General features: G+C 61.0%; 17 protein-coding genes. 8 read left to right on the forward strand and 9 right to left on the reverse strand.

The features are described from left to right. Positions 1-41: 41 nt before the first annotated feature. The 5 genes from QNJ86_RS01100 to QNJ86_RS01120 form a co-directional block, all read right to left on the reverse strand. The gene (locus QNJ86_RS01100) at positions 42-1,784 is read right to left on the reverse strand and encodes an ABC transporter ATP-binding protein (protein WP_283830718.1); all 1,743 of its coding nucleotides are present in this window, start codon (positions 1,782-1,784) and stop codon (positions 42-44) included. Then, the gene (locus QNJ86_RS01105; RefSeq protein WP_283830719.1) at positions 1,774-3,672 is read right to left on the reverse strand and encodes an ABC transporter ATP-binding protein; all 1,899 of its coding nucleotides are present in this window, start codon (positions 3,670-3,672) and stop codon (positions 1,774-1,776) included. The genes QNJ86_RS01100 and QNJ86_RS01105 overlap by 11 nt, the downstream gene beginning before the upstream one ends. 98 nt (positions 3,673-3,770) lie before the next feature. Next, positions 3,771-4,421, reverse strand: coding sequence for an MptD family putative ECF transporter S component (locus QNJ86_RS01110; RefSeq protein WP_283830720.1), 651 nt, complete (start codon positions 4,419-4,421; stop codon positions 3,771-3,773). Between the two features lie 68 nt (positions 4,422-4,489). Further along, positions 4,490-6,007, reverse strand: a complete 1,518-nt coding sequence (locus tag QNJ86_RS01115; protein ID WP_283830721.1) for an ABC transporter ATP-binding protein — start codon at positions 6,005-6,007, stop codon at positions 4,490-4,492. Beyond that, positions 6,004-6,852: an energy-coupling factor transporter transmembrane component T family protein gene (locus QNJ86_RS01120; protein WP_283830723.1), complete on the reverse strand. Its 849-nt coding sequence runs from the start codon at positions 6,850-6,852 to the stop codon at positions 6,004-6,006. Before QNJ86_RS01120 ends, QNJ86_RS01115 begins: the two co-directional genes overlap by 4 nt. A gap of 50 nt (positions 6,853-6,902) precedes the next feature. Between QNJ86_RS01120 and QNJ86_RS01125 the strand changes: the two genes are divergently transcribed. The 8 genes from QNJ86_RS01125 (at position 6,903) to QNJ86_RS01160 (ending at position 14,542) form a co-directional block, all read left to right on the forward strand. Further along, the gene (locus QNJ86_RS01125; protein ID WP_283830724.1) at positions 6,903-7,976 is read left to right on the forward strand and encodes a helix-turn-helix domain-containing protein; all 1,074 of its coding nucleotides are present in this window, start codon (positions 6,903-6,905) and stop codon (positions 7,974-7,976) included. A 164-nt stretch (positions 7,977-8,140) separates the two neighbouring features. Continuing rightward, on the forward strand, positions 8,141-8,467 hold the full coding sequence (locus QNJ86_RS01130; RefSeq protein WP_283830725.1) for a Tat pathway signal protein: 327 nt from the start codon (positions 8,141-8,143) through the stop codon (positions 8,465-8,467). Positions 8,468-8,547: 80 nt separating this feature from the next. Then, a complete protein-coding gene (locus QNJ86_RS01135; protein WP_283830726.1) occupies positions 8,548-9,234 on the forward strand; it encodes a response regulator transcription factor in 687 nt (228 codons plus the stop codon). A 10-nt stretch (positions 9,235-9,244) separates the two neighbouring features. Next, entirely contained in the window at positions 9,245-10,249 is a 1,005-nt protein-coding gene (locus QNJ86_RS01140) for a sensor histidine kinase (RefSeq protein WP_283830727.1), read from the forward strand. Between the two features lie 58 nt (positions 10,250-10,307). Next, positions 10,308-10,733, forward strand: a complete 426-nt coding sequence (locus QNJ86_RS01145) for a pyridoxamine 5'-phosphate oxidase family protein (RefSeq protein ID WP_283830728.1) — start codon at positions 10,308-10,310, stop codon at positions 10,731-10,733. A gap of 234 nt (positions 10,734-10,967) precedes the next feature. Further along, complete coding sequence (locus QNJ86_RS01150; RefSeq protein ID WP_283830729.1) at positions 10,968-11,648, forward strand: ABC transporter ATP-binding protein; 681 nt, start codon at positions 10,968-10,970, stop codon at positions 11,646-11,648. Continuing rightward, complete coding sequence (locus QNJ86_RS01155; RefSeq protein ID WP_283830730.1) at positions 11,649-13,046, forward strand: ABC transporter permease; 1,398 nt, start codon at positions 11,649-11,651, stop codon at positions 13,044-13,046. After that, positions 13,043-14,542: an ABC transporter permease gene (locus QNJ86_RS01160; protein WP_283830731.1), complete on the forward strand. Its 1,500-nt coding sequence runs from the start codon at positions 13,043-13,045 to the stop codon at positions 14,540-14,542. The genes QNJ86_RS01155 and QNJ86_RS01160 overlap by 4 nt, the downstream gene beginning before the upstream one ends. Before the next feature lie 9 nt (positions 14,543-14,551). Here QNJ86_RS01160 and QNJ86_RS01165 read toward each other — a convergent pair whose 3' ends face one another. From QNJ86_RS01165 to QNJ86_RS01180, 4 genes are all read right to left on the reverse strand, one after another. Further along, a complete protein-coding gene (locus tag QNJ86_RS01165) occupies positions 14,552-14,794 on the reverse strand; it encodes a radical SAM protein (protein WP_283830732.1) in 243 nt (80 codons plus the stop codon). Between the two features lie 15 nt (positions 14,795-14,809). Further along, positions 14,810-16,231, reverse strand: coding sequence for an AmmeMemoRadiSam system protein A (amrA, locus tag QNJ86_RS01170; RefSeq protein WP_283830733.1), 1,422 nt, complete (start codon positions 16,229-16,231; stop codon positions 14,810-14,812). Between the two features lie 49 nt (positions 16,232-16,280). Continuing rightward, positions 16,281-17,729, reverse strand: coding sequence for an APC family permease (locus QNJ86_RS01175; RefSeq protein ID WP_283830734.1), 1,449 nt, complete (start codon positions 17,727-17,729; stop codon positions 16,281-16,283). Positions 17,730-17,900: 171 nt separating this feature from the next. Further along, positions 17,901-19,241: a serine/threonine protein kinase gene (locus tag QNJ86_RS01180; protein WP_283830735.1), complete on the reverse strand. Its 1,341-nt coding sequence runs from the start codon at positions 19,239-19,241 to the stop codon at positions 17,901-17,903. Between the last annotated feature and the right edge of the window lie 27 nt (positions 19,242-19,268).

A 19,268-nucleotide genomic window follows, 5' to 3' on the forward strand; every position in this document is an offset into this window, starting at 1 on the left:
TTACCCTACTGTCAACCTGACAGGTTCGCCTTCAATAGAAACTATGACGCGAGCGACCACCCGGCGGCCTCGGTCTGTAGGTCCACCATTCGGCGATACAGCCCGCCCTCGCGGGCCATGAGTTCGGCCGGTGCGCCCTGTTCGGCTACACGGCCCTCCTTGAGCACGACGATCTTGTCGGCATTGGCCACCGTGCGCATGCGGTGCGCAATGACGAGCACCGTCTTGCCCACGAGCAGGCGGGACAGCGCCTGCTGCACCTGCGTCTCGTTCTCCACGTCGAGCGAGGCGGTGGCTTCGTCGAGAAGCACCACCGGCGCATCTTTCAAAATGGCACGCGCGATAGAGATGCGCTGCCGCTCACCGCCCGACAGGCGGCTGCCGTTTTCGCCGATCATCGTGTCGTAGCCCTGTGGCATGCGCGCCACAAACTCGTCGCAGTTCGCAGCGCGGGCCGCTGCCCGCACCTCCTCATCGGTGGCATCGGCCCGGCCCAGGCGGATGTTGCCCATCACCGTGTCGTCAAACAGCACCACGTCCTGGAACACCTCGGCATAATCGGCCAGCAGCGTCTCAGGATCCACGCCCGCCACGTCAACGCCGCCCACGCGCACCGTGCCCTCCGACGCATCCCAAAAGCGGCCCGCCAGCTTCGCGCAGGTGGACTTGCCGCCGCCCGATGGCCCTACCAAGGCGGTCACCTCCCCTTCGCGGGCTGTGAACGTCACATCCTCAAGCACACGCTCTCCATCGCCATACGAAAACGATACCTGCTCGAAGGCCAGATCATGCCCCGCTGGTTCGAACGTCTTGGAACCCGCTTGCGCCGGCTCGGCCTCGATGGCCTGCAGCCGCTTCACGTTCAGGCGTAAGTCGAGCAGCTCGGCCGTGGTCTGCAGCACGAGATTGATGGGATCGTACACGCGCGTTACCACCAGCAGAAAGCAAAAGTACACCATGAAATCCACCTGCCCCGCCGCAATCAACAGTGCACCCACCAGCACCGTAGTGGCCGTACCCAACTTAAGGAAGGCCTGTGCCGACGACACTGAAACGCCCGTTACCAGCTCTACCTTGATCTTCGCTCGCTCGAAGTCGCGCACTCGCTCGCTGACGCTGTCGTAAAACGCGTCGGTCTGATTCGTCGCTCGGATCTCGCGGGCGCACTCGAGGTATTCCTGAAGGGAATCGGTCAGTGCGAGATTCGCAGCGTTGCGCTGCCGCCCGGCTCGCTGCTGTAGTTTCGCCGTGCCCGCCACCAGCAGCACGGCCACGGGGATGGGCCACAACGCCGCGAGCGCAAGGCGCCAGTCGAAGATAATCAGACACACAGCCACCACAAGCGTCGAGGCGGACAGCCCGAACAGCTGCGGCATGACATGCGAGAACATGCGCTCGTGATCGGCGCAGTCTTTCATGATAGCGCTCGTAAGATCCGACAGGTCGCGCTTGCCAAAAAACGACAGCGGCAGACGGCGCAGCTTCTCGGCCAGGTTCACGCGCTTGCGTGCGCTCTCGTCATACACCACGTTGTAGGTGTTGGCGTACTCAAGCCATTGGGTGGCGAACATGAGCGCGAGGATGGCCACGATGGCCACAAGGTAGCCGCCCAAGGCGGGCAGCGGCACAGCTGGATTGACGAGATGCGCTACGAACTCTGATGTGACCAGGTACAAAAGCCCGATAGGCGCCATGAGCACGATGTTGGCAAGCGCGGCCGATGCCGCTCCCCGCTTGAAGTCGCGGACACCCTGCTCGGTGAGCGCAAACATGTTACGCAGCATGGCTTTCACCCCTTTCGATTTTCCACGACACTGACGTGCGATAGTCGTCCCACATCTTCGCGTACAAACCACCGGCCGCAGCCAACTCGTCATGCGTGCCGCTTTCCACGAGGTGTCCGCCTTCAAGCACATGGATGGCATCGGCGTGCACCACGGTGGACAGACGATGCGCGATCATCAGCACCGTCTTGCCCTTTGTCAGCTCGGCGAGCGCAGCCTGAATGAGCGCCTCGTTCTCGGGGTCGGCAAAGGCCGTGGCCTCATCAAGCACCACGATGGGCGCGTCCTTCAAGATGGCGCGGGCAAGCGCGATGCGCTGGCATTCACCGCCCGACAGATAGACGCCTTTCGCGCCCACCACCGTGTCGAGGCCCGCTGGGAACTTCGACACAATGTCGTCACACTGCGCCGCATGAGCCGCCGCCTCCACCTGAGCGCGCGTGGCCGAAGGGCAAGCAGCGCGAATATTGTCGGCCAGGCTGCGCTTGAACAATCGGTCGTTCTGGAATACGAACGCCACCTGCGCCATGAGCTCACTCGTGGGGATGTCGCGCACGTCCACGCCACCCACACGCACGACGCCCTCGCACGCATCCCAGAAACGCGGCACGAGGCTGGCCGCCGTGGTCTTGCCGCCACCGGACGGTCCTACAAGAGCTACCGTCGCACCCGTCGGAACCTCCAGACTTACGCCCGACAGCGCCGGCCCGTCGGCGCCGGGATAGGTGAACCCGACGCGTTCGAACGAGATCGAGGCATCGCGCGGCATCAAGCCGCAATCGACCGGCGGCTCGGCTAAAAGTTCCACGCTCAGCACCTCATCGATACGACGCACGGAGTCCTGCGCCATCTGCACAGCCTCGGCGGCGTACATCACCTTCGACATCATGATGGTGGTCAAGGCTGAAAACACCACATAGAACAGAAAATCGGTGAGGAAGGTGGCGAAGTCACCCGCACTGTGCGCCAAAAGGATGCCTGCCGGCACGAGCACGGCGAAGGTGGCGTTGATGGCAACAAGCTGAATGACCTGCGGCTTTTGACACGACCTCGCGTAGCTGCCAGCCATGTCGCGGTAGCTCATAATGGCCTCGGAGAATGCCTTAAACGAATGCACCGTCTGCTGGAACACCTTCACCACGGGAATGCCGCGCACGTACTCCACGGCCGCCTTGTTCATGCGGTTGAGCGCGTCTTGGTAGCGCACCATGAATGTCATGCCGTCGCGTTTCGTCTGACGGCCGATCATCCACCACAGGGCGAAGAATGACACGGCAATCGGAATGAGGCACACGAGTCCCAGCACCCAATCGAATACGAGCATGACCGCGAGGAACGCCACCGGCGTGACGAGCGAGCCCACGAAGTCGGGCAGCTTATGCGCCAGCACGTCCTCGGTTTGGGCCGCGCAGCCATCCACAATGCGGCGCACCTGCCCCGAAGCATGGGAGTCGAAGTACCCGAGCGGTACGCGCCCGAGGTGCTTGAGGGCCGCGCGGCGCATGTTAGCCGCCGTGCGAAATGCCGCCAGGTGCGTACACATGAGTGCTCCAAGATAAATGAAGAGAGCCGCCGCTGCGAAGACGCAGGCCCACCAGCCCCACTGGGTCACGTCAGCAGCTTCACTCCAGTTCGGCGCAACGGCCACAAGGTCGCGCACGACAAACCACACGAACACGAGCGGCATGAGCGCCACGACGGCGTTCACCGCCGAAAGGATACAGCCGATAACAGCAAGCTTCCTTCGGGGACCAGCGAAGTCGAGCAGACGCAGAATGGCGTTTCGCGGCTTCGCTTCCTTTCCGACATCGCGCCAAACTTCGGTCGATATCGGCGCGACAGCATCGCCCGCAAGCGGAGCGGCGGCGGCCGACGATTCGTTTGACATGATAAAAAGCTCCTTTCCGCCGCACAACCTGGCTCAACGGCCAGGTTGTGAGACCAAAAGGGAGCGCAGCAGACGCTGCACTCCCGTGTTCTCTTGCGTTACGCGCCCATGCGGGCGAAGTGCTTCTTGAACAGCTTTTCACCAAGCAGACCGCCTGCCACCGAACCGATCACCGTGGTGCAGGCCGCCACAAGACAGAGAGGTCCGTACACGAAGTCAACGAGTTGCTGGCCGTACTCGGCCGATAGGCCCATGGCTACGCACATATCCACATAGGTTTGCCCCGCAATGAAGATGAGTGATATCTGCCCAGCCCAGAAGCACAGTACAAAGGCCGCAAAGGCAACAATACGCTTTGTCGCGGTGCGCTGAGTGGGTGCCCCCAGCACGAGTTCGGCAACGAGACCGCCGACGACAATACCAACCGGGCCGGTCCAAAACATACCCATAAGCAGCCCCAGAGCACCAACGAGCACGCTCATTACCGCCACTGCGCCGCGCTTCGGCACGCGCGCCAGCACGTACGTCCACACGATGCCACCAGGCACGGCGCCCACCGTGTGGGTGAACCATGCCATGTTCGCGTTGGCTGAGAACACCATTGAGCAGGCCATAAATACCGCGAACAGCAGCACGCCGAACAGCGCAACCAGCACGTAATCGCGGCCTGTCATCCTGCCCGCAGTGCGGCCCGTGATCGCAGCTTTCGTAGATACCTTCGTTTTCGTTTTTGTTGTTGTCGTTTCCATGAGTGAAACTCCTTTCCGAAGATTGATACCAAAGACGTAAGAGTGAAACAGCTTCCGCGTAGGAAACACTACGAGGCGAACCCGAGCGTACGTCGCGTTTTGTCGAGCGTGTTGTCGTCGAGGCGGTAGTGGTCGGTCACAACGCCGCCGTCAAGCACCACTATGCTGTCACAGGCGGTACACAAAAACTCATAGTCGTGCGTGATGACCAGCACGCACGCGCCTTCATCACGCAAACGGCGTAGCTCACGCGCCACGCGTTCCATGTTGCCGTAGTCCAAACCGCTCGTGGGTTCATCAAGCACGACGACGCGCGCACCCTGCAAGGTACCAACTGCGATGGCTGTCCGTTGGCGCTCCCCACCCGACAGCGACAACGGATGGCGAGAAGCAAGGTTTTCCAGGCCAAAGCGTGAAAGCGCTTCCGCCGCTGGCAGACAAGTTACGTCGGTCTGGCGGCCAACGTGCACAGCTGCCCCCTCCAACTCACCGCGTACCGTATCGCTCAACAGTTGATAGCCCGGCTCTTGCATGACGAGAAACACTCGACCGGCGCGGCGACGACACGGCTCTGAGCGTCCGGCGAGCGCTACGGAACCCGCACGCTCGCGATGTAAGCCTGCCGCACACCGCGCGAGCGTGCTCTTACCTGCGCCGTTACTGCCCACGAGGGCCGTAACGCTGCCTGCCCTCCATGCCGCCGTCGCACCGGACAGCACGTCCCTTGCGCGACCGTAGCCCACATGGAGGTCTTCGACAGCGAACGCGGGTGGAGCGTTGGCGCCCCGCTGGGTGCCACTCGTTGGGCCGATGGGTGCGTGCAGTTCATCGAGTCGCCACGCCCGCAGGCCGAGTGCATGCCGCTCGTCTACAGAAAGTGCGTCGAACTCTTCTGCCGTCCAATCATGGGCGATGCGGCCGCCCTCCACGTGCACGATGCGGTCAGCCATGTCGCGCAGCCACCACAGCCGGTGCTCCGAAACGATTACTGTCTTGCCCAGGTCCTTGCAGCGCGCCACTGTGCGCGCAAGCGTGCGCATCGCATGCACGTCAAGTGCCGCCGTAGGCTCATCGAGCACGAGGATATCCGGCCCCAACGCGTAGACCGACGCGAGAGCCACCATTTGACGCTGCCCTCCCGACAGCGCCCGAATGTCGCGGTCAAGTAAGTGCTCTACTCCCAGATCGCAAGCCGCATCGTGCACCCGGGAGCGTATCTCGTTCGCCGGCAAGCCCAGATTCTCGCAGCCGAACGCAATCTCAGAGGTGGTATCCAGGTTGAAGAACTGGCTGCGCGGGTTCTGAAACACCGAGCCAACCCGCCGGGACAGATCATCCATGCCCAACTCGTCGGTCAAGCGATCGAACACGCGCACCTCCCCGGCGAGTTCTCCCTGGTACACATGCGGGATCAAGCCGTTCACAAGGCGCGTGACCGTGGTCTTGCCGCAACCCGACGCGCCGGTCAGCACCAAACATTGACCAGCAGGCACTTCGAGCGTCACCTCGTCGAGTACCTGTTCACTCAAAGCACCTTCGGCGTCTGAGTAGCGAAACGACACATGATTAAACGACACGGCATTCATACGAGCACCCCCCAACGCGTCGCAACAACCAGAACGGTCAGCGCGGCGAAGTAAACAGCAAACACGAAATCGCAAGGACGGATCCGCAGATCGAAGTAGGAGGTGCGGGAAGCGTCAGAGTCTATACCGCGGACGACAGCAGCGTTCGCCAACTCGTCAGCCACAATGCCCACGCGTGCCACCACCGGCACAAGCACGTGCTCGATGACTTGCAGCGGGTGACGTAGTAAACGCAGAGGCGTGAGCGCCACCCCCCGCACTTTCATCGCGTCGAGCACACAGCGAAACTCCTGGCCAAGCGTTGGGAAGAACCGCAGCATAACGCAGAGGGCACACGCCATTTTGCGCGGAACGCGCAAGCGTTGCAAACCGCAGGCCAACTCGCCCGCACGCGTCGTGGCCACCATGTTCGATGCGAACGCCGCAATGCAGAGCACCCGGCGAATCATCGTCACCGATGCCCCGAACGGCGCGAGCAGCCCCCCGCCCGCCACGAAAAGCGTGCTAAGCATGAGCAACGCGGCATAGGCGACAAGCCAGCGAAGGGCCGACCGCGTACGTCCACTCCAACACATGGCTGCGGCGCTGCCGCCCATTGCGGCCAGCTCGAAGAGGATTGACGAGGACGAGAACGCAGTCACATTGAGCAGCAGCACGATGCCGAGAGCCACACGGGGATCCAATCTGCGAAACGTGACGGATGTGCGTTTTGCCTCAGCGGCGTCGAGAGCCAGCACCTGCCTTGGTGCCATTCTTCCTGAGAACGATGCCGTGCACGCGCCGGAGTTCGCCTGAGGTGCCACGGTGTGCACCGTGGCCTGTGGTATGCTATCATTGTTATCCATGGTTAACATACTAACGAAGCAGGAGGAACTGCAAGGGAAGGAGGTTGCCGTTGCGTGACACTGCCGAAAAAGCTGAAGCGCGGGCCGAAATTGCGCCCGCCCTGCGAACAGACCGCCCCCAGAGCGAATCCAATGCTGCTGAGTCGCAGGTGGAGGAGTTGTTCTCTCCTCAGATCATACAGCTTGGCGGCGTGCCCGCCCCACCAGGGGCGCAGGGGCGGCAGGGACGCGTCTGGACCTTCGACCCTGCGCGAGGCGAAGGTTTTTATTGGTACTTCGCCGTTGAAGAGGGGCTTGCTGTCGGGGCGTTCACATTCACCCTGCACAAGGATGGCGGCTTTGCCTGCGACGCGCCCGACTGCTGGTACTTCGGCTCGTATTCGCACACAATGCTCCCCTACCTGGGCACCTGTGAGGAGGGACCTGATCGAACGGTTGTCGGTCACATATGGAAACGACGGCCCTACTACCAGCCCGTGCACGCGGGCGAACGACTCGGCGAAACCTTTGTCGCGCTTCTGCCCTCAGGTTTGCGTGCGGTGAGCCTTGAACTTAGCTGCGACCCCGTGGTGCTATCGTCGGCCATCGGCGCGCTTGATGGCTCCGCTTGCCCAGCCGGCCTCGCTGCGCTGCTCGACGACCTGCGGCGTGCTCGACCAAGCGCCGTCACGGCGCGAGCTTACTACCGCAGCAAGATCATTGAGGCGTGCTCCCTGATTGTGGACTGGCGTTTTGCGAACAACCGAATGGGTCTCGAGCATCTGTCGGAAGAGGATGTGCGTACTCTCGCGCGGGCGCAGCGACTGTTACAGCATAACCTCCACCGCGTTGTGAGTAGTGATGAACTCTGCCACGAAGCGTGTGTCGGTGCCACGAAACTCGCGCGCCTTTTTCGCACATCATGTGGGTTGTCGCCTGGCGAATACGCGCGCGAGCTGCGTATGGAACGCGCGTGCGATCTTTTGGCCGATACCGACCTGCCTCTTTCTGCTGTGGCAGAGCAGACGGGCTTCGCCCGACAGGGAAGTTTTTCCGAGGCATTCCGTGCCCGATTTGGCACAACGCCGCGCTCCTGGCGCTCAGCGGTAAAAGCGGTGCGGGCGCCTAGGCAAAACCATTCTTGAAGGTTCATGAATTGCGACGCGACATCGTCTGAGTAACACCTATTTGCCAGAGCATTTGTATTATCTGATAACCGATGCTCACACAGTATGATTCAAGTATGACAAAACCAACAGACAACCGCTCTTCTCATGGCTCATCCCCTTCCCCCTCGCGGGGGTTGGTTGTGTTTGGACGCTGGGCGCTGGTGGTGGCTGGCGTGGTGGCTATTGCGCTCGGGTTTGTGACATCGTCCGCGCTTGTGCGCGCTGTGGTGTTCGCAGGGCTGGCGTTTCTGCTGGCGAATGCGCTCTTCCAGCATATGCCGCTCAGTCGTGCGTGCATGGCTGCGGCCGCCATCGCGCTCCTGTTCGGTGCAGCTGTGTCTCTCTATCGCCTGTTCACCTGGGACATGGGCCTTGCCAGCTGGCTTCCCGACGCCCTTGGCGCACTCGTAGGCGCCGCGATATCCTACCCCGTTCTCAAGCGCATCAACCGCGTCATGAATTCCTAAAAGGTGCCCCTTCCTCTTCCCTTCCGCGTGTTTTCTGGTACCGTGCCTTACAACACGCGTTTCGAGAAGGGTGCTTCAGCATGCGCATACTTATTGTGGAGGATGACGCGACCATTGTGGGTAGTTTGACGGAATTGCTGCACCGCGAAGGGTATGAAACCGCAAATGCCGCGCGGCAGGACGAGGCGGTGGAGTTGCTGTGCGCGGGGGCGTTTGATTTGGCGCTGGTGGATGTGGCGCTCGCGCAAGGCAACGGATTTGCGGTGTGCGCGGCGGCGAAGGCGGCCGATCCAGCGCCGGCGGTTATCTTTCTGACGGCTTCCGATGATGAGTACAGCACCGTGGCGGGCCTCGATATGGGGGCCGATGACTACATTGCCAAGCCCTTCCGCGCTCGCGAGTTGCTCTCGCGCATCAAAAGCGTGCTGCGGCGTGCGGGTGGTGCAGCGGCGGCCACGGTGCGTTTGGGCGATGTCGAGATTGACCCCGCGGCGGCCGTCGTGCGCAAGGCGGGGTGCGAGGTGGCGCTCACGGCGCTTGAATACCGACTGCTGCTTCTATTCGCGCAGAGACAGGAACGGCTCGTCACGCGCGAGCATGTGCGCAACGCCATCTGGGACAGCGCCGGCGAATACGTAAGCGACAACACGCTGAATGTGTACATAAAACGCCTGCGCGACAAGATTGAGGACGACCCGGCCGACCCGAAGCTGGTGCTCACGGTGCGCGGCCTGGGCTATAAGGCCGGACCAGGAGCCGGAGCGTAAGGGGACGCGCATGAACCTACTGAGGAACCGCACCTTCGCCGCCGAATTAGCGCTGATGGCCGGCGTACTGGCGATACTCGCCGCACTCGCTTGGCTGCTTTCCGGGCCGCAGACAAGCCTTTGGGTGCTTGGCGCGGGGGTGGTAGCCTGCGCGCTGTTCTGGGCGTACTCGGTGCAGCGCTTCCAGGAGATCGCCCAGTTAGCTGCGGAGGTTGACGAGATACTGCACGGTGGGAGGCGTATTGACTTCTCGGATTATCGCGAAGGCGACCTTGCCGTACTCAAGAACGAGCTGACGAAGATGACCTCCGCACTCGCAGGCGCAAACGAACACCTCAACCAGGAGAAACAGGCGTTAGCCAACGCGCTAGCCGATGTGTCGCACCAGATCCGCACGCCGCTCACGGCTATCAGCTTACTGGTGCCCACTATCGAGGACGCCCAAAGCGAAGCCGAGCGCGCTCGCGCGCTGCGCGAGCTGGAAGGCCTCGTCGACCGCGTGGGGTGGCTCGTAACCACCCTGCTTAAGCTGGCGAAGGCCGACGCGGGTGCCATTCGCGTGCAAGCGGTTCCCGTCGATGTGGCGCGACTCGTGCATGACGCGCTGGCTCCGCTCGCAGGCGCGCTCGACTTGCGGGGCATCACGGTGCAGGTGGACGTGCAACCCGGCGCGACATTCACCGGCGATGCCGCCTGGTCCGCCGAGGCGCTGGGCAACGTGCTGAAGAACTGCATGGAGCACACGGCCACCGGCGGAACCATCCGCATCAGCGCCACCGAAGATGCCGTGGCCCTGCGGCTGCGCGTGGTTGACACCGGCCCCGGCATCGCGCCCGAGGACCTCCCCCACCTGTTCGAGCGCTTCTATCGTGGCGCCGGCTCCGAGGGCTTCGGCATTGGCCTCTCGCTTGCCCAAGCGCTGGCCACCGCCCAAGGCGGCACCCTCCGCGCCAGCAACAACCGCACCACCTCCGGCGCGCGCTTCGACTTCACCTTTCCCAAGATGGTGGTGTAAAGAAATAGATCGTTTCAGTTTATCGGACGAAAAATTGGAAGTTGGGAGATTTTGCTACATGGAAGTTGATTTGAAAAAATTAGAGAATACCTTGAATGAGGCTGAAGTCATTTATTTATCAACAAGTTTGAACGATGTTGTTTCTTCCAGACCCGTTAGTCCAGTAAATATTGGATTGCGACTATTCATTAGAACATCAGCCGCTACGAGAAAAGCAAAAGAAATGACGGCTAATTCTCATATTGCCGTGTGCGTTGGAAATTTCTATTTTACAGGTTACGCAAAGACGCTCGGTTCTGCGCTCGATGAGAGTAACAGTAAAATAAAGGAAGCCTATCTCATGCGTTATCCTGATTCATTTAGTAAGGAAGATGAATTTATTCAAACCGATGAAGTGTTTTTTGAATTGTCCATCACAAAGGTTTCAGAATGGATGTATGAAAATGGTGTTCCCGTTGGATTTGCGGAACAAACGATAGGTTAAATTCCAGTTTCCGCGTGCCAACAAAACGATGTGAAAACCTTCGGGTTTTGTAAGGGCGGAGCCGCATGCAGTTTCGCCTTAGTTTTTATGGGGGGCAGATTTGTGTATCCCGTTTTGTAGGGCTTTCTCTCGCTTCTGAAGGTAAAGTGACTATTCTGTAATGCGGGTTTCACGCCGGGGCAAGGGTGGGGTGGCAGACTGGTTGGTAGACCTCCCAGCGAGAAAGGCATACCTATGGACATTCTGACCATCGAACATCTCACGAAGGTGTACGGGCAGGGGCACACGGCCCTCAAAGCGCTTGACGACGTGTCGTTGAACATCACGCAGGGCGAGTTTACGGCCATTGTGGGCTCGTCGGGCTCCGGCAAGTCCACGCTGTTGCACCTGATGGGCGGCGTGGATCGGCCCACTTCGGGCACCGTGCGGCTGGCGGGTGCCGACGTGTACGCGCGCTCCGACGAAGAACTGGCCGTGCTGCGTCGCCGCGAAGTGGGGCTGGTGTATCAGTTCTACAACCTCATTCCCGTGCTGAACGTGGTGGAGAATATGACGCTGCCCGTGCTGATGGACGGTCGCCCGGTGAACGAGGAACGCCTGAACACGCTGCTCGACGGCCTGGGATTGCGCGGCCACGAGCGCTTCCTGCCGAACCAGCTTTCGGGCGGCCAGCAGCAGCGCGTGGCCATTGGGCGCGCCCTCATGAACGCGCCGGCCGTGGTGCTGGCCGACGAGCCCACCGGCAACCTCGACTCGCGCAACTCGCGTGAGATCATGGGCCTCTTGCGCGACTCGAACCGCCAGTTCGGGCAGACGCTCGTGGTTATCACACACGACGAGGACATCGCGTGCGCGGCCGACCGTGTGATCGCCATCGAGGACGGGCGCATTGCCTCGGACGAGAGGCGGCGCTAAATGGCTGGCATCTTCACGCGTTTCACCTTACGGTCGCTCGCGAAGAACCGCGTGCGCACCGCCGTTACCGTGGCAGGCATCGCGCTTTCCACAGCGCTGTTGGCTGCAGTACTAACGAGCGTGGCAAGCGTGCAGGCGGGCCTCTACGAACGCACGGCAGACACCGAAGGCACGTGGCAAATCTTCGCACGGGGCGTATCTGAGCAAACCGTAGCGAATCTCGCGGCCGACGATCAAGTGGTTGACCTGGCCCTCATGCGCGAACGAGGCATGGCGAAGCTTTCCGAGGCGGAAGCGGAGTACATTGGCTCCTACGTGGCCGTGCGCGAGTTGCCAGCCGTGGAGAAGGGGTTGTGGGAGACTGACGGCATGACGCTGGCGCAGCTGCCCGATTTGATTGAAGGCCGCATGCCCGAAGCCCCCAGCGAGATCGTGCTGCCGGACTACAGCCGTGGGCAGGAGCTGGAAGGCGCCGGTGCTCGCAGCGGCGGCCCGCTTGCGGTGGGCAGCACGCTTGAACTTGACCTGGGCACTCACATGATAAAAACCGACGACGGTACGATTGCTACAGGGAGCTTCGAGGTGGAACCCGTATCCGATGACGGCGAACCTCAGAGCGAGATCGTTGATGCCCAGCCGCAAACCTTCACAGTGGTAGGGTTCTATGAGCGCCAGCCTCCCTTCGGCGGTGACTATTACACCACATCAGCTTCTTCCATTGTGGCGTTGACCGTCTCTGGCGACACCGAGGAAGGCGCTCTTGCCGCCTATGCCACCACACGTGGTGTGACCAGCCTCGATGCCATGAAAGAGCTCGCGACCACAGCCGGTGCCTCAGATTCAGACGCAACCATCTACCACACGAACCTCTTCCGCTACCAGGGCATCGACGTCGGCAATCCCATCTGGGGAACGCTTTGGATGGTTGCCGCGGTGCTGGCGGTGGTGATTGTGGTGGCGTCGGTGTCGCTCATCTACAACGCATTCGCCATCTCGGTGGCCGAGCGCACGCGGCAGTTCGGGCTGTTGGCCTCGCTTGGCGCGTCGAAGCGACAGCTGCGCCGCAGCGTGCTTGTTGAAGCGCTGGTGCTTGGTGTGATAGGCGTGCCGCTGGGCCTTGCGCTGGGTGTGGCGGGGACGGCGGGTGTGTTCGCCGTAACACAGGAGGCATTTGCCACGATGTTTGGCAACGAGACGGGTCTTTCCGTGCAGGTAGAACCGTTTGTGATGGTTGTGGCCGCGGTGCTTTCGCTGGCAACCTTGCTGGCAAGCGCGTGGATTCCCTCCGCTCGCGCGGCACGCGTATCCGCCGTGGACGCTATCCGGCAGACGCAGGACGTCCACCTCTCGAAGCGCGCCGAGCGCAAGGGGCAGCCAGCGCGGACGGCACGTCGGTGAAGCTGGGGCTTGCCGGCCGTCTGTTCGGCATCCCCGGATTCGTGGCGCACCGCAACCTTTCCCGCTCCACCGCGCGCGGGCGCACGGTGGTAACGTCGCTCGCGGTGAGCACTGTGCTTATTGTAACCACCGGCAGCTTGGCGGTTGCCATGGACCCCATCATGGAACGAGCCCAAAGCAGTGGTGGAGCCGGCAGCGGCGCGGATGTGATTGTGTCGGCACACATCGACTATTCAAGTGCGAGCAACGATGCCATGCTGTCCGACCATGTGGAGGACCTCGACCACTTCCTTGCGGATGCGCGCACACTCGACGGCGTTGAGTTCCTTGGCTCGGCGCGCCAGGGTCAAACCGAGGTAGTTATCCCTGGTGACATGATTACCACCGAAGCACGCGAGGTGCGCGAAAGTCTTGACACCGAGCAGATGCCGTCGTACTACCCACGTAGTTTCGGGAAGAATGGCACCTATTATGGCGATGCCACGCTGTTCTACGTGGATGATGCGTCGTGGCGTAAGCTCGTGAATGAGCTGGGGCAGGACGAGAGCGCCTTCGCCGATCCGGCACACTTGCGTGCTCTTGGCCTCAATACGTTCAACAACGTTCTGTCGGACGGCACGTACGTGTCCACCAAACCGTTCGCGAACGTCGGTGCCGTTTCGCTGTACACAATTCAGGATAGAGAGGGCTTCTTATCAATCGGAATGAGCGAAGGCGACGATGGTTTGCCGGCTGTGGCTTTCATTAACACTCAAGCCGATACCGACTACGATATAAAGATGCTGCCCGCGTCCGAAGTGGCAACATCGATAGCGCTGGAGGTGGCCGCGCTCACCGAGGACGAGCCGGCCGTGCTCAATACCATGGCTGCGAGCAGCCGCTTCCCCGCTTTCATTCTACCCGAAAGCGCGGCGGCCGGTGGCAGCGAGAGCCCGCTGACTTACGGAAACGCCAGCTTCTCGTTCAAGGCGGACGATCACGCGAAGGCTGCCGAAGCGCTCGAAGCGCTGGGCGCTACCTACAGCGGGGTCACGTTTAATGTGGCGGACATCACCGAAAGTTCGCGGCAGAACCGCTTGATGATGCAAGCCATGCAACTGTTCGTGCTGTGCTTCTCGGTCATTACGGCGCTCATTGCGGTGGCGAATGTGTTCAATACGCTGGCCAACAGTATCATCCTGCGCACCCGCGAGTTCGCCGTGCTACGCTCAACCGGCATGGGCAACCGCGCGTTCGCCCGTATGTTGGCCTACGAATGCGCAAGCTATGCGGTGCGCGGGCTGGTTATCGGCCTGGTAATTGCCATTGCGGTGGCATATGCGTTGTACTTGGCCACGACACAGTCGTTCATGGGGCTTGCATTCACGCTACCCTGGCCCTACCTTGGTGCCGCCGTGGCCGTAGTTTTGGTGGTACTTGCGCTGAGTGTAGCCTACGCTCTCCACCGCGCTCGCGCCGGTAGCATCGTGGAAGCGCTGCGCACGGATGCCATTTAGTAGGTTGATTTAACAGTTGCCGAGCAGTACGTCGTCCAGGTGGCAGCGTGCTACGGCGGCCAGGCGCTGCAACGTGGCCACCGGTGTGGGCGGCCGGTCAAGCATCCGGTGGCTCGGGAAGAAGCGCGTGAGATGCAGCGGGATGGAAGGGTCGAGCAAGGCGAGCCAAGATGCCGCCCGCTCGATCTCTTCCTCGCTGTCGTTGAGGCCGGGGATAACGAGGGTTGTCACCTCTACGTGGCAGGTGGACAATGCTGAAAGTGCCCCTCAGTCACAACGAGCCTCCCCTCCCCGGTCGTGACGCACCACCTCAAAGCGATACAGTTCCACGTCGTTGTCACCAGGATGAATGCCCGCCTTGCGTTTAGCTATGGCTACCTGGTCTTCTACCGTGTCGACACCTTCCAAGTCCGGCAGCAGCAGCCCGCGGCGACTCCCCTTTTCCACGATGACACCCCAGCACGTGGGGTTCAGCTCATCCAAAGAACTCACCGGCATGGCCGGGAACAGTACGTCGACCGAATACGAAAGCGCATCCAACTCATCTTCGCGCACCGGGGCAAAACGTGGGTCTTCGCTCGCCGCCAGCGCTCCGTTGCGTATAATTTCTTCAGCCACGCAGGCGGTAGAGGCATCAATCGTGCCAATACATCCGCGCAAGTCGCCGCGCTCATGCAGCGACACAAAGACACCCGCACGCTGATCCACCAGTTCAGGCGGCAGTCCGTCGGGCAGAGCAAGAGGGCGTCCCGTGCGCACATACGCCTCAACCGCACGACGCGCCAGAGCTACGAACGGGTCAACGCGAGCCTCAGCCGCTTCATCAAGCGTTTCGCGTACGTCGGCTTCTTCATCAACGGCCGCCTGCACCGCGTTGTCACCCTGCGCGCCCTTCACCTCAAACGCCGCCACGGCATAGCCCACGCCGAACGGACCCTCGTAGCTCAAAAGCTCATGCGTACACGCAAGACCGTCCAGTGCGCCCGCCATAATCTGGAATGAACGCAAGCCACATTCGGCGGCTTCTTCCAAAAACGCCCCATCATAATGGAACAGTCCCTCGAGATCGCCCGCATCCAACAGCCGCGTCACGTCGCGATCGAACACGGGGCCTTCCGGCGCATATCCATACGGCCCGTCCGCCTTCAGCTTGTGAGACAAATCCCCACTCGCTATGAGCACGGTAGTGCGATTCAAATCGCGCGCCGCCTCGGCAATGCAACGACCCAGTTCACGATGGTCGGCCGCCGCAAGCCCTGACAACCCCGCGCGTACCAGCTGGTAGCCGCCATACTGTTCATTCACGAAATACAGCGGCACAAACGTGGCGTGATCCAGCTCCCCGTCGTGCATGCCGCTGCCGCAGATGGGGACACCCCGACCGCGCGCACACGCCGACACGGCGGAGGCATACTGCTGGTCGTAGGGCACCGTCATGGACGCGTCCCACGCGCCAAAATTTCCCATATCGCCATGGGCGGCGTCTCCCGTGGACACGTGGAAGCAGTCATAGAACGCCGGCGCATGGGGCGAGACAACCACAATGGTGTCGGGCGCGTGCGCGGCAATGCGGCGCGCCACCTCCTCATACGCATCAATCGTGTGCTGAATCGCGCGCTCTTCCCCTCGCCCGACGGCGGGAATAATGAGCGGCGGATGGGGAACGACGTAAGCCGCGACGATACTCATAGGAGATCCTTTCACGAGGCGGACGCTCTTCGTTTATTGTAGCACCGCGCTAGCCGCCGAGGTGCACCTCACGCTTCAAGACGTAGCGAAGCACCAGATAATAGGCTATGCCAATAACCATCCAGGTTACGCCGAGAATTTTCGCCGGCACATCAAGGCTCCACCACGTATAGCCAATTACTGCGATACCGCACAGTGGCACCAACAAATGCGCCACCCAGCGTCCGTCACGCTTTTTCACGAAAAAGTAGCCAATCACGGTGACGTGCAGCAGTAAAAACGCCGTGAGTGCGCCGAAGTTGACGAAGAGGGAGATGGTGTCCGAGCCCATCTGCCCAAACGTCAGCACCAACACCAGCGTAAGTACGCCCACGAAAATAGATGCCACATACGGCGTGCGGTACTTCGGATGCACCTTCGCAAGCGCATGCGGCAGTCCACCGTCGCGCCCCATGGCGAACAGGATGCGCGACACCGCTGTCTGCGCCGCAAGGGCTGTGAAGATGCCCCACGACAACGCCGTGGCCACCGCGCACACCACGTAGAGCCAGCGCCCTCCCACCAGCTGCGCCACCAGGTAGAACGCATTACCTTGGTTGTGAGCGAACACCGCGCCATCAGGGCTGATGCAGCCCGCGATGTAGGTTTGCAGCACAAACAGCCCGCCCACAATGGCAAGCGACGCCATCATGGCACGGCTTGGGCCCCGCCGGCCATCCTTGGCTTCTTCCGACAGGGTTGCAATGCCGTCAAAACCTAGAAACGACAGCACACCGAGCGATACCGCGCTCATGACCAGGTTCGGGTCAAACGTGGCCGGGTTGTAGAAGGGGTCAAGTGAGAATCCGTGCGACGCGGGGTCGGTGAGCAGCCACCGCACACCCAGTACCACAAAGATGGCAAGCACCAGCAACTCCAGCACAAGCGCGACGCGGTTCACAATGTCAGTGAGCGCAATACCGCGCACGTTCACAAACGTGTTCGCCACCACAAACACGATGGAGAACACCCAGGGCGGCACCTCGGGCACGAGCCCGGAGAGTGCCGTCGAGGCCACCACATACATGAGCAACGGGATAAGCAAATAGTCCAAAAGCAGCGTCCATCCCGACACGAAACCAATGCCTTTTCCCAGGCCACGTGAGGTGTAGGCATACACCGACCCCGACACGGGCCACTCGCGAATAAGCATGCCGTACGAAAGCGCGGTGAACACCATAGCGAGCGTACCCACCAGATACACCAGCGCGGGCATCCCGCCCGATTCCGAGAACACGCCGCCATAGATGCCAAACGGCGCGATGGGCACCATGAAGATGAGGCCATACACAATCATGTCCGGCACCGTGAGCACACGCTTCAGCTGCTGCTTATAGCCAGATCCCTGGTTGGATTGCTGGTTTCCCGCGCCCGACGTCGACGCGGATGCCGACGTCGAGGGGTCAGCGGTGGTACTTGCCGCATGCTTCGCCACCTTGTGCTGCGCGCCCGTTCCCATGCGCGGCTCCTTCCGAGTCATCAATTAGCACGCAGCCCCAAGCCACGCACCCCGTCCGACCCACTTTAGCCGCACCAGCCTCCGCCTCCAACGGCACCCCGCACGCTGTTGACCAGCCGTAGCGCCCCTGATAGGTTCTAATGACGAAGGAAAAAGAGAGAGGAAGTCACTTTACTGCGCAACAAGTTCCCCCGATAGAGCATACAAAAGCGCCCCAACAATAATAATGACCAGACAAGCCGCCATATCCCTTTCAACTGGCACCGAGGCAAACCGCGGCACCAGACGAACAAGGGGACGTCGATCTGATAGCGTAAAAAGAAACGGTCCGATCATGAGCAGCGCTATACTGCCATAAGCCATGAGGCGCGCCCACAAAGTTGAACCCATCTGAATCGACTCAGCAGAGGGGTTAATAGCACTGTTAAATGCCGCCACACAAAAGAAGGCAAAGAAAAGAACAAGGGCCACATCCCAGATAACGCCAACGGGAAACGGAATACGCGCAAGAAAACTTCCGAACACGGTGCGCGGGACGCGGCTCCCCTTTACGCGGCCAGAAGGAACTATGGGCTTTTCGCCGTCACTGCCTCCTGTGGAGGTAAGCGTGGTTTGCACGGTGGGGTTGAAAGAACCGCTGGCTCCTGAGGCAAAGCGTGGCACTTCATAGGCTGCGGACGCAGTGCCCAAAAACGCACTGTCGGGCACCACGGTTGCCGCCGCTTCGCAGAACGCGCGCTTCAGCTCGGATGCGCTCGCAAACCTATCAGCTGGATCGAACGCAGCGGCACGTTCTATCACGGCGCGAAATGGCTCGGGCAGCCCTTCTTCCCGAAAGTCCGCTTTACGCGCCTTCGCATCAGGCGTTTTTTCGGTTAGGCAGAAATAGAGCAGCATTCCAAGCGCATACACGTCCGAACGCACATCGGTTTGACCGAACCCAAACTGCTCAGGCGGCGCGTAGGCCCTCGTCCCGAAGTGGCGCGTGTCTTCGTCAGAGTCTTCCTTGAACGCACGGGCGATGCCAAAATCAATGATAGTCATGCTATCGCGCGACAACATGATATTGGAAGGCTTGAGGTCACGATGGATAAGTGGCACATCAAACCCTTCGTGCAGTTCGGTCACCGCATCACAGAGGCGCGGAAAAACGTCACACGCAAGCGCGATGGAGGGGTCGCAGCGATACACCACTTCAGCCAAGGTCTCGCCACCCACGTACTCCATCACCACGACAAGCTTTCCGCCCACGTCGTAGCAATCCATAATGTGCGGCAGATAGCGAAAGCGGCGCCCAGCCTTTTGAGCTGCACAGATACGCTCATACGCAATCCCAAGCCCCGCGTCTCGGTCAATGGCCTTGCGAACGAAGGGGCCTAATTCTGCCCCATTTTCGCCCTTGAAGTACACGCGTTCCGTGGTTTCAAAGGGACTGCTTTTCAGCACGACGTCTGTCCGGTAGCAGGCATCGCGCGCAAGGGTATCGAGGTGTTCGGCAAGTTCGTCAGACATAACAGCAGTATGGTACCAGAAGCCGCA

It is taken from the genome of Gordonibacter faecis, assembly GCF_030077735.1.
Lineage (GTDB): Bacteria > Actinomycetota > Coriobacteriia > Coriobacteriales > Eggerthellaceae > Gordonibacter > Gordonibacter faecis.